This is a genomic window from Paenibacillus sp. sgz302190 (assembly GCF_059820445.1).
Map to the genome: position 1 here is coordinate 78911 of NZ_JBZYAO010000006.1, position 12634 is coordinate 91544.

Consider the following 12634-nt stretch of genomic DNA (forward strand, 5'->3'; position numbering starts at 1 on the left):
TTCCCTCTCCTTGCTCAACCGTCAACCGTTCTCTCTGAGAAATACGATTTTCCTGCGGCTGCTCGCTACATTTTTACTGATCATGCTGCCAATTCTTTCGCTTGGCGTCTATTTGTATCACTGGATTGTACAGACGGCAAGCGAAGACATCTCAAAGACTGCTGTCTCCCAGATTACTTTCTATTTGACCGATCTTGAGAACGAGCTGGAGCGAATGAAATTGCAGCAGTTCAGTATCCTGGAAGACGAGGACCTCAATGAATTGACGCTAACCTGGAATTCCATGGACGCCTTCAAGCGCACGGAAAAAATCAACACGTTGTGGAAACGGCTTAATGCCATTCAAAACAGCAGTATGTACATCAAAAATGTGAGTGCTGACATCTTTCCGATTTCAAAATCCGTTTCATCCGCAAATGGGACTCGGGATTTGGACCCGCTATCCTACTACGAGAATCGCTCGAAATTTGACGTCAGGAACAACCAGGTCATCGAGTGGAAAGGGAGCTTATACTTAAGCGCAGCCAAACAGAGCGCCACCAAAGGGGATCAGCCCCTATTTATTATCGAAATCGAACTTGACACCGCGAAGCTTCGGGAGGCGCTAAGTCAACTCAATACATACGCCGGCAGCGGCACACTGCTGTTCTCCAAGAAAACCGGGAACATCCTTGTAAGCGTTTCTGAAAATCAATTGCAACAAGATATGGATGCTCTCGTTTCACAAATCGACATATCGACATTTGCTCAAAAGGGAACCTATAATAGGTTAGGCAGCCGTTATTACACTGCGTTTGCAAGTTCCGATTATCTGAATATGTCCATCATCCGATTCATTCCTGAACAAATCATCAAGAAGCCGCTGGGTAAGTTCTATGCATGGGCATGGCTGTTTATTTTCGTTGCCATTGTGATTATTGCCGTGTATGCGTTCTCCACCTATAAATTTATACATAAACCGCTGCTATCGCTTGTTAAGAGCTTTCGGCGCGTGGAAAGCGGCGATCTTCAGTTTGTTATCGCACATGAATCCAAGGACGAGTTCGGATATTTGTACGGCCGATTCAACCAAATGATCGCGAATCTGCGTTCGCTGATAGATCAGGTCTACAAACAAAAAATTATGACTCAGCGTGCCGAACTGAAACAACTTCAATCTCAAATTAATCCGCATTTCCTATACAACAGCTTTTTTATCCTGAATACGATGGCAAAGACGGGCGACGTCGAGCGAATCGAGCAGTTCACGACTCAGCTTGGGGAGTACTTCCAATTTGTGACCCGTAATGCTTCGGATGAAGTATCGTTGAAACAAGAAATTCACCATGCCAGAATGTACACGGAGATCCAGGAGCTTCGCTTTTCACGGCGCATTCGGGTGCAGTTCGACTCGCTCCCGCGGGAAGCCGAACAGGTGTCGGTTCCCCGGTTGATTATCCAGCCCATCATTGAAAACGCATTCGAACATAGTTTGGAGCGAATGAGGCATAGCGGATTGATTGTCATCCGGTTCGAAGTGGAAGAAAGGGAAATCCGCATCATAGTCGAAGATAACGGCCAAAGCTTGTCGGACCATGCGTTAGAGCGCATAGCAAATTCTTTGGCTGACGATAATGAACATACGGAGACGACAGGTCTTGTGAATATCCACCGCCGTGTAAAGATTACGTTTGGTGATGCGTATGGTTTGCGGGTGAGCAGAAGCGAGCTCGGGGGACTGAAAGTCATCATTTGTTTTTCCTTTAGAGGGGATGAAGCTCATGATTAGATTGCTTATCGTCGATGATGAAGAAATTATTACAGAAGGACTATTTGAGGTGCTTAAGCAATTGAATCTTGGGCTTGATATGTACAAAGCTTATGCCGGAGAAGAAGCGCTGGATTTGATGAATAGAACGAGAGTGGATATTGTGTTATCCGATATTCGGATGCCCGGCATGGATGGCCTGGAGCTCATGAAAAACATACGGAGTCAATGGCCGCATTGCAAAATCATTTTTTTGACCGGATATAATGACTTTGATTATATATACCAGGCGATCCAAACATCGGGGGTGAGCTATCTCCTTAAAAGCGAAGGATATGACAAGATCATCAAGGCGGTAACCGATGCCATTAAGGAATTGGAGAACAGTCTGAAGTTCCATGATCTGATCAAGCAGTCAAGCGAGAAGCTAACTATGCTTGAAACGCTTGCCCAAGGCAATTATTTCAGGTATCTGCTTCAGGGGGCGAGAGCTGCGGAGGAGCTGGGGGTTGATTTCCGCAAATTGGGCATTGTCCTCGATCCCTACCTCCCCGTGCTCGTGGTGCTTGGCGACCTGCAGCGTACGAACCTGCGCCAGTCGTTTGCCGAAAGCCAGGAGGCTGCATTAGCCGTTAAATTTTTGGCTGAAACCTTCCTTGCGGAGCGGACCGACAGTCTTGGAATCATTGACCGATACGGCGACCTTGTATGGCTTATCCAGCCGGAGCGCGGCAAGCGAATAGAGCCAGGTGAAGCCTATGTCCGCACGGTCAGGTTCTTAGAAGGCCAATTTGAGCTGCTGCAGCAAGCCTGTATGGATTCGCTGGGACTCACTTTTGCCATTACGCTCTGTGCTGAACCGTGTGAATGGAAGCAGCTTTCCATGGCGTATGAACGGATCAGAAACCAACAGCATAGGAGAGCAGGCGACGGCGCCCAGATGATACAAACCATTTACATGGAAACGATCGAGACTGCGGCTCCTTCGCGATCTTTGAGGGAAAAGGAGGAAGCGTTGGCGATTCATCTCGAAGGAGGCAGCAGAGAGGGGTTTCTGCTACTGCTGCAAGAGTTGACCGAAACGGCTTTCGTTGAGGGCAGAATCGGGGGCACCTTTGTCTTGGAGCTCTATTACACGATAGCACTGCTTCTATTATCATACATCAATCGTTGGGAGCTGCATGACAAGGTTGAAGCAAGCAGTCTTATGCAGAGAGATATGCATGCATCTTGGCAGGACAGTTTCGTTTATTTGAAAAAGATTGCGGAGTCTTTGTTCGATCTTCGATTGAGCGGAGAACGCAGCAGGGCGGCTGCAGCGATCGACAAGGTCCGTTTGTACATTGACGAACATATTGGCGAGGACTTGTCGCTTGCGCGTTTAGCCAATGTCATTCATTTCAATCCATCTTATTTGTCGCGGCTTTTTAAACAGGAAAGCGGAATCAATCTATCTGAGTACATAGATGAAGCTAGAATAGAAAAAGCGAAAGAATTGCTGAAACAGGACGAGATAAAAATAGCCGAGGTGGGTGTTCGGATAGGGTATGAAACTCCTCATTCATTTACCCGATTTTTCAAAAAGTCATTCGGCTTTACACCGCTGGAATATCGGGAAGGCTTGAGGAAATAAGCGGATCTGCAAAGTTTAAAAGCGGCCAATTGCAGGTCAGCAGATGCTCAAAAAAAAGCTGGACGGAGAACATCGCGTTTTTTCGTCCAGCTTTCATTATTATTTACTTAAAGATGCGCTGCGAGAATTGGTACAGCCCGCTGCTCCAGACTTTCCCTTCGTGTCCGCCCACATCCAGATACCACATGTGCGGGATGTTCATGCCGTTCAAGCTATTATGGAAATTTTGGCTGACCCACAGCAGACCGTCCGAAGCGCCGACGGACAGCCACAGCAGTTTCAGTTGGCTGGCGACCTGAGACGGGTTGGAGATGAGCTGCGATGCCGACTTCGTATTCGGAGCGGACGAGAACGCGCCGATCCAAGAGAACTTGTCCAGATGGGTCAACCCGAAGTTCAGCGTTTGTCCGCCGCCCATCGACAAGCCGGCGAGCGCGCGATGCTGCTTATCCTTGTACACCGGAAAATTAGAGTCGATGTAAGGAACGAGGTCATTGATCAGATCGAACTCAAACTTTTCAAAGGCGGCTACCTTGTCCGGAGCATAAATATCGCCTACCGGACGATCATCCCACATGGCGCGGCCGTTCGGGAATACCACAATCATCGGCTCCAGTTTGTTCTCGGAGTACAGGTTGTCGAGAATATTCCGCGGATTCATATTATTGAGCCATTCATACTGATCCCCGCCAATACCGTGCAGCAAGTAGAGGACGTTATAGGTTTTCGAAGGCGTATAGCCCGGAGGCGTATACACCATTGCGTTCCGCGACTTGCCTACTGTTTTGGAATAATAGCTAATCTGCTGAACGTTCCCGTGCGGAATATTATTGCGGTAAGCATCATACCCCTTCGGAGCCGGGATAACGGGGCCGTTTGCAGCCGCGACTGCAGAGCTGCTCTGCTCCTGTGTCTGGGACGCGGCAGTGGACATCGTCGGCACCAGCAGCGCAGTGGCCAATGCCAGACTTAAAATACGAGTTAAACCTTTCTTCATTTCATCTTCTCCTCCTTGGATTTGTGAATTTTGTTGGCTTTGCCAGCTTGGAGTGAACCCTGATTCACTCTGTTCTGTTACTCGCTCAGAAGCGATCCTCCTTGATGCCGAATTGAAACCCCTTTCAACGCTGAGTAGCATCCCCCCTCCCGGCTTGCAGTACCCTCGCTCGCGAAGCAAAGCAGTGTGCAGTCATTATTGTAAGCGCATACAAATGAATAATACCATATTTGATATATTTTGTAAATGAATACCTTTCGGAATTTGTTAAAAAATTCACGCAGAGACAGAAGAATTCGTCTTATTGTCTTTTCCATGATATTTTGCGGCTCCACATTGAATATTTGTTATTCAGATTAATGATTTGGTATTTCTGGCATCAAGGGGCAAGCCTATAATGGAAACAGTCCGCCGCAGCCAGTTTTACCAACTATCGTTATTAGGAGGAGTCAACGTGTATCGGAAAGTATACTCTACACTTTTAAGCATCAGTCTTGTTGTCCCTTTCTTCTCGCCGACAGCGCCGGCTTTGGCCGCTTCTGCAGAAGCAAAGCCATCGTCTGCGGATGTTAGCTTCGTGGACATGAATGGTCACTGGGCGAATCTTGCTGTTGCGAAATTTGCAAAGGCAGGTGTTGTAACCGGTTACGACAATCAGGAGTTTCATCCGGATGAGCCGGTAACACGCGCTGAATTCGTCACATTCCTTAACCGTGTGTTCCGGTATGAGGGTAATGGACCGTCATCGTTTACGGATGTTAAACCTTCCGATTGGTATATGGATTCCGTATCCAAAGCTGCACAGGCCGGATTAATCGAAGGGTACCCGGATGGGAGATTTCTACCGAATGAGCGAATTTTGCGTCAAGATGCCGCACTTTTGCTAGCTCGGGCTTTTCAAATCGGCAGCCATGCCAATGATTCGACATCCCGGTTCCACGATGCTGCGAAAATTGATGATTATGCAAAATCAGCAATGGCCAGTCTAATCTCGGCGGGATATCTGGCAGGGGACGACGGGCAAAATTTGCAGCCCAAACGTGCCGTTACACGTGCTGAAACCGTAGAACTGCTGGGTCGCATAATTGGCTGGATGAGCCCGGATTTTGGCGATGCCAAGACGGGGGGAATTGGCGGAAATGCAATTGTCAATAGGCCCGGAACGACGCTGCAGGATGTGAAAATTGGCGGCAATCTTTATGTTACGGAAGGAGTAGGCGAAGGAGAGGCTGCATTCAGCGGCATTACGGTTGCCGGCGACACCGTTATTAAGGGGGGCGGAACGCATTCCGTCATTTTTAATAAGTCACAGCTGTCCCGAATGGTACTGAGTAAGAAGAATAACCTCGTCAGGGTGGCTTTAAACAACAGCTCTTCGGCTAACATCATCGAGGTCAATCATCCAGCTATTGTGGAATTGTCTTCAGGTTCCAAGGTGAAGGAAGTGCGAATCGGGGAAGCGGCGCGCGGCTCCAAGATCGTGAACAAAGGTACGATTGAGCATCTGAAAGTAGGTGCTGACGGCGTTACGGTTAACGGTCAACCGGTGAGCAAGGGCGATGAGCTTAAATTGCCCGAAAACCCTGGAGCGATGCCTGGTTCGTCATCTGGCGCATCCGGTGCATCCAGCACATCCGGCTCTTCCAGCTCTGGCAATTCTTCGCAAGACGATCCTTGGCAATTAGTATGGAACGACGAGTTTAACGGCAGTACGGTCGATACGAGCAAATGGAACGTTCAGGACACAGGCACAGTTTACAATAATGAGTTGGAATATTACAGTCCTAACAACGTAAGTATCGGGAAAGACGGTGACAAAAACGTACTTGTTCTAGAGGCAAAAAAAGAATCTCACTCGGGTCGCAACTTTACGTCGGGTAAGCTGACATCTCAAATGAAAGGCGATTGGACGTATGGAAAGTTCGAAGTGCGTGCCAAATTGCCTGTTCAGCAAGGCATGTGGCCGGCCATCTGGATGATGCCTACGGACGAACATAATCAATATGGACCATGGCCAGGCTCCGGCGAAATGGACATCATGGAGCTTACAGGGCCGGTTGCGACCGATCCCGCTAATGCGGATGTGTACCCGCGGAGGGTCCAGGGCACCATTCACTACGATATTCCGCATGCGCAGCAAGCGGATCACTACGTGCTGCCGCAAGGACAGACATTTGCCGACGATTATCATGTGTTTTCATTGGAATGGCTGCCTGGGAAAATAAGTTACTTTGTCGATGGTCATAAATATTTTGAAACGAACGATTGGGGTACGAAAGGGGACGGGCAGCCGGAATATTATACGTATCCTGCGCCGTTTGACCGGCCTTTTTATATGATTTTGAATCTGGCCGTCGGCGGCGATATGCCGGGAAATCCGAAGGACGATTTTGCATCTGATAAAATGTATGTCGATTACGTCCGCGTTTATAAATACAATGATTTGGACAAATTGCCCGACGTGACCGGCAAGCGTCCTGATTCCTCCGGTAATCATACGCCTCAGCGCGCTCCTATGCCGGACGGAAATCAAATTTGGAACAATAAATTCGATGGGGGTACTGATAAAAGCGGCGTTCCGCTTATGTGGCAGCTGCTTAAGAACGTCAATGGAGACGGAAATGTCAGTATCGTCGAAGATCCTGTAAAGGGGAAAGCGGCAAAAGTCGAAGTCACGAATGCAGGCGACCAGCTGTATTCGATTCAACTTACGCAAATGCCCCTCATGCTGGAAAAAGGGAAAGCATATGAGGTGACGTTTGACGCCAAGGCCGATGCGCCTCGTTCGGTCATGTCCAAGCTGACACAATATCAGGGAAGTTGGACGGCTTATTCGGGGGAGGTTACCAAACAGCTCACCGATCAATGGGATACCTACCGTTACTCCTTCAATATGAAGGGTAAGACCGATAATAACGCCCGTTTTGAATTCAATCTCGGCAAGACATCTACAGCGAGCGTTTATTTTACAAACGTAAAGGTGGTCGAGATTCCGTGGATACAGGAACCGCAAGAGGAGAGGAAGCCTCTTAGCGACGGCAATCTGATATTTAACGGCGGATTCGATCAAGGCACGGACAGAATGGCGTTCTGGAATCTTGCAAACTCTTCGGGAGCAAGTGCAGCGGCTTCAGTCAGCAACGATATTGTGGCTTCAACCTACATGATGGATCGCAAGCTATCGGTCATTACGGCAAATGGCGGCACTTCTCCGGATAGTGTAGTACTGTCGCAAGCGGGACTTGTGCTGTCCAAAGGAGCTGCGTATACGTTAACGTTTGATGCTAAGGCAGATCACAACCGTTCGATTGGGATCGGACTCGATACGGGAGCGAGCGGCGGTGTAACCTTCACGGGCGAGCCGGCCGTGAATCTGACGAATACCATGACTACTTATACCAAGCATTTTACAGTCAATGATACAAACGCTGATTCTACCTTGAAATTTCTGTTAGGCGGCGACAAGGGAACATTTGTATTGGATAATGTACGTTTGATTAAACGTAACAATCCTTCTACAGTGAATGATTATGCTCATATCCCGGCAGACCAGTATTGGGAAATGCAAGGGACAACGTTGATTGCAAGCGGGGAGGGCGGCAAAGAAGTTACAGGAATGTCCCCGGGCAATTATGCGGATTACAAAATCAGCATCGCGCAGCCAGGACGTTACGTGCCTTCGGTAAGGGTCTCAAACGCCAAAGACGACTCCGTATTGAATTTTACGGTTCTGGACGAGTCCCTGCAAGCAGTAAAAACAGCCACGGTTGCCGTTGGCCATGCTGAAGGCGGACAAGCGTATAAAACGATTTATATCGAACCGTTTGATCTGCAAGCAGGAACCTATTACTTGCGTTTGACCGGGCAGGATTATGACACCGTATGGATCGACTTATCCCGGGAAATGATCCAAAACGGGGATTTCGGCAGTAAGGATACAACTGGATGGGCACTGCTGAAAAACTCCCCAGACCCGGGCGTGCAAGCTTCCACAATGTCCGCGGCCACCGGGGAATTAAGCGTGAACATCGGAGGACCGGGCGCGAACGATTGGGATGTCCAGGTCAAACAAGCCGTTAACAAAGCGCTTATGAACGGAAAAACATATCGCTTAAGCTTCGACGCTTCAGCCTCAGTTCCGCGGGATATTAAGGGAGTGGCGCAGCTTAACGGAGCGCCGTATACGAATTATATGGAACAAACCGTTAGTCTGGCCACCTATAAACGGCATTTCGAGAAAGTATTCACAATGACAGCCGATGATCCGGATTCTGTGCTTCAGTTCAGTTTAGGCAAGCTCGGCGATATTTCTGTCTCTCATTCCGTGTACCTGGACAATGTTTCTCTGGTGCAGATTATGTCTCAAAAAGCGAATTTGATTCCGAATGGCGATTTCTCTTCCGGTATACCGGGTTGGACAACATTCTCGCAAGATAGCGGTCAGCTTGCCATCTCGAATGACAATGGGGCACTTAAGGTAGATGTCGGTACTGCCGGAACAGAATCATGGCATCGCCAGGTTTACTACGAGGGAATCGGCTACAAGAAAGGCAACCAATACACGCTGACGTTCAAGGCGCATTCGACAATACCGCGCAAGATGAACATTAGTATCGGTTGGTCTGATGCTGCACACAACTACGAATGGCATGGCTATGGCAGTAAAATTATTGATTTGGGCACGGTCGATCAGACCTATACGTTTACTTTTGTTGATGACAAGGATACTACGGACAAAGGACGGGTAAGCTTCGAGCTTGGCGATATTGCCGGAGGCAATGCCGGTAACTTGAGCGTATTTATCGACGACATTTTCTTAGCCAACGATGGTACGATTGCCCCTTAACTTCGAAGGAAACGCGAGAGAGTCGGAAGGTTGCGCAAATGCTTGTTCATTGCCAATCCGGAGGCTCTCTCCGTTTTTTGATCACTTAGCAGTAAACAATCAGATGTTGTTTTTTTGTTATCGATGCTGTCGATTTGTTATTTAAGGCCTGTTCTTTCAAATCTATAATAAAGATGTAACAACGGTACCGGTTACTTACTACTCACTTATTTAGGGGGATTTCCATGCGTCTGCTTGGTAAAAAAGGATTAACAGTATTGACTACCTGTTCTATGGCACTTGTTTTCACAGCTTGCGGTGGTAATACGGCAACAACTGACAGTAAATCAAATCAAAGTTCCACCTCTGAAGGAAAAGGGGAAAAACCGATCACGTTGAAACTGGCTACGTGGGAACAGCCGACAAACATTGCGGCTTTGACGAAAGTCAACGAAAAGTTTCATGCGAAATATCCGAATATTACGATCACTTTAGATACATCCAAACCGGACGCCGCCTATCAGACATTACTGCAAACCCGCTTAAATGCCAATGATGCGGATATCATTACGAGTTTCGCAATCAACCCGAAAAAAGATTGGCATAAAGGCGCAGCCGTTCCTCCGCTGCAGCAATACATCGATGCCGGTTTGATTGAGGATTTGACGGGCAAACCGTATTTGAATAATTATTTCCCGGAAGCGCTAAAGAATGCAACCACTTATAAGGATAAAGTTTGGGGCATTGATATTGGGACCGTTACTTACACAGGCGTATTTTACAACAAGGAATTGTTTGAGAAAAACGGTTTGAAGGTACCGACGACTTGGCCGGAGATGATGGACGTCTCTAAGAAGCTGAAAGACAGCGGAGTTGCTCCGTTTACCCTTGCCGGCAAAGATGTATGGCCGCTCGGAATGGTGGCTAACGGATTCATTCAGGCTATTGAGCCTAATGTCGAGCAATTGGACAAGAAGTTATGGTCTGGGGAAGCTAAGTTTACCGATCCGGTATTCTCGGAAGTATTCACCAAATATCAACAAATGTTGGACAACACCGAGAAAGACTTTATGGGCATCGATTATGCTTCGGTCGTCGGACGGTTTGCAACCGGTAAAGCGGCTATGATGCCTGATGGGATCTGGAATTCGGGTGCCATCGAGAAAGCGAATCCGAATCTGAAATTTGGATACTTCCCGATGCCTGCCAGCGATAAAGCGGAGAATAATAAAAATTTCTTCGGTAAATATGACATGTCTCTATTAGTCGCTGCAAAATCGGCCAATAAAGAAGCCGCATTAAAGTATCTCGAATTTATCTCTCAACCGGATATCTATAACGAATTTATTAATACAGTTGGTTTCTTGCCTACTCAGCCAAATGTCAAATTCACGAATTCGTTTATGCAGGAAGTTGCTCCGCTTGCAAGCGGTTTGAAGCTGGCCATGGATGTTATCTGGCAAGCGCCGCAAGGAGCCGGCGATTACACGGGCAGCCCGACGCCTGTTCAGTTTCTAAAGCCGGCAGGCAAGGAAACTCCTGAAGAAGTTATGCAGAAGATGCAAAAAGAGTGGGAAGTCGAAATGAAAAACGCTAAATAATTGAAGACAAAGACTTGGGGGTAGTCCTGCTTATGCGCCTACCCCCATTTTTCACTGGACAGGAGTTGCTGGAGATGTATCCATTCGGTAAAAAGTGGCATAGATGGGCTCCTTACGGATTCCTGTTGCCGGCATTAATCATTTACATTGCATTTTCTTTCGGACCCTCAATGGTTAGCATTTTATATTCATTTACCGATATTTCAGGGGTTGCAGGAGTGAAGTGGCACTTTATCGGTTTTGATAATTATAAAGAGTTTTTTCATTCAGGCAGAACGGCGGCTTATTTGGCTTCGGTCAAGAGAACTGTCATTTTTTCTTTGGCTGTCACGATCGTGCAGACAGCTATCGGGCTTCTTCTCGCTATCATCATTAATTCGAAATTGAAAGGCCATTTGTTTTACAGATCGCTGATTTTTATGCCGGTCGTGTTGGGCGTAACCGTCTTCGGATTGATTTGGTCGCTCATGTTTAATCCGATGGATGGCCCGGTTCAGAAGCTGTTGGGGATATTCGGCGGCTCTTCAACTTTTTTGGGCTCCTACGATTTGGCGTTCTACATCGTTATCTTTATACAAATTTGGGGCTCGTTGGGATATACGGTGGTCATCTTTCTTGCCGGCTTGCAGGCAATCCCGGGCGATCTTTATGAAGCAGGTCATATTGATGGCGCCAGAGCATGGCAATCGTTTGTTCATATCACTTGGCCAATGCTGGCTTCGACGGCCACAGTCAATTTACTTTTGGCCATTATTGGATCGCTGCAAACCTATGACGTAGTTTTTGTTCTGACTCAAGGCAACTTCAACACAAGTGTACTTGGTTATGAAATATATCGTGCCGCATTCGGAGGTACGCCGGGTGCTTTAGGACTTCGACAAGGATTTGCTTCGGCGGTTGCTGTTATTCAATTCGGCATTGTCCTGGTCATAGCAGTAATTGCTCAATATTATTTACGGCGAAGAGAGGTGCAGTTGTAATGAAGATGCATTTGGTGCCTAGACCTCTCGGCTATCTCATCATGCTGATCATGGTGATACTTTACCTGTATCCCCTTTTATATCTGTTTAATGTTTCCTTTAAGCCGGACGTCGAATTCATTGTGGACCCGGTAGGCATCGTCAAGCAGTTCCAACCTGAAAACTATGTGAATGCATGGAAACAGGGCAATTTTAGCACGTACATTTGGAACAGTTTACTTTATACCGGGGTATCGGTCGGGGCGTCAGTTCTGATTTCCGCTCTGGCTGCTTTTCCCGTATCCCGCAGTTATATCAAATGGAGCAGCTTTGTGTACGTATTTTTTATGATCGCGATTTTTTTGCCGAACAATATGATTCCGCAGTGGAATTTGATCCATTGGTTAGGCTTGTATAATACTAGAATCGGATATATTTTGGTGAACACAGGGATCGGTCTTGGATTTATGCTCATGACGGGCTACATAAAAGCGGTCCCAAGAGAATTGGATGAAGCGGCCAGCATCGATGGCTGCAGCTATTCCAGATATGTGATGACGATAATTATGCCTCTAATAAAACCTGTATTGGCGACAAGCGCGATTTTGCAGGCAATAGGGGTTTGGAACAACGTGATTGGGGCGACCATATATCTTTCCGATAAGAAGCTATTTCCAATTGTACTGGGCTTATTCAAGTTCTATGGCCAATTCAGCAACCAATGGACTTTATTGGCCGCGGCCCTCGTCATCGTGGCAAGTCCGATGATCATCCTGTATATTTTCTTGCAGCGGTACATTATTGAAGGCGCCATGACGGGAGCAGTTAAATCTTGACGGTCAAACCTTGATTGAAGAAGGACGGTAGTCCCG

At 47.4% G+C, this 12634-nt stretch carries 7 protein-coding genes; 6 read left to right on the forward strand and 1 reads right to left on the reverse strand.

Annotated elements, in window-relative coordinates:
- Window positions 1-10 precede the first annotated feature (10 nt).
- On the forward strand, window positions 11-1768 hold the full coding sequence (locus AC6RNO_RS09585) for a histidine kinase (protein WP_497105296.1): 1758 nt from the start codon (window positions 11-13) through the stop codon (window positions 1766-1768).
- Window positions 1761-3380, forward strand: a complete 1620-nt coding sequence (locus AC6RNO_RS09590; protein ID WP_497105297.1) for a response regulator — start codon at window positions 1761-1763, stop codon at window positions 3378-3380. Before AC6RNO_RS09585 ends, AC6RNO_RS09590 begins: the two co-directional genes overlap by 8 nt.
- Window positions 3381-3483: 103 nt before the next feature.
- Here AC6RNO_RS09590 and AC6RNO_RS09595 read toward each other — a convergent pair whose 3' ends face one another.
- Complete coding sequence (locus AC6RNO_RS09595; protein WP_488434142.1) at window positions 3484-4377, reverse strand: alpha/beta hydrolase; 894 nt, start codon at window positions 4375-4377, stop codon at window positions 3484-3486.
- 454 nt (window positions 4378-4831) lie between these two features.
- On the opposite strand from AC6RNO_RS09595, the gene AC6RNO_RS09600 reads away from it, so the two are divergent.
- From AC6RNO_RS09600 to AC6RNO_RS09615, 4 genes are all read left to right on the forward strand, one after another.
- Window positions 4832-9223 (forward strand): carbohydrate binding domain-containing protein, encoded by a 4392-nt coding sequence (locus AC6RNO_RS09600; RefSeq protein WP_497105298.1) that lies wholly within the window; start codon window positions 4832-4834, stop codon window positions 9221-9223.
- Window positions 9224-9447: 224 nt separating this feature from the next.
- Window positions 9448-10803 carry an ABC transporter substrate-binding protein gene (locus AC6RNO_RS09605; protein WP_488434144.1) on the forward strand — a complete coding sequence of 452 codons (1356 nt, stop codon included), beginning with the start codon at window positions 9448-9450 and terminating at the stop codon, window positions 10801-10803.
- A gap of 74 nt (window positions 10804-10877) precedes the next feature.
- Window positions 10878-11783 (forward strand): ABC transporter permease subunit, encoded by a 906-nt coding sequence (locus AC6RNO_RS09610; RefSeq protein ID WP_497105299.1) that lies wholly within the window; start codon window positions 10878-10880, stop codon window positions 11781-11783.
- Window positions 11783-12598, forward strand: coding sequence for an ABC transporter permease subunit (locus tag AC6RNO_RS09615; RefSeq protein WP_497105300.1), 816 nt, complete (start codon window positions 11783-11785; stop codon window positions 12596-12598). The genes AC6RNO_RS09610 and AC6RNO_RS09615 overlap by 1 nt, the downstream gene beginning before the upstream one ends.
- Window positions 12599-12634 lie beyond the last annotated feature (36 nt).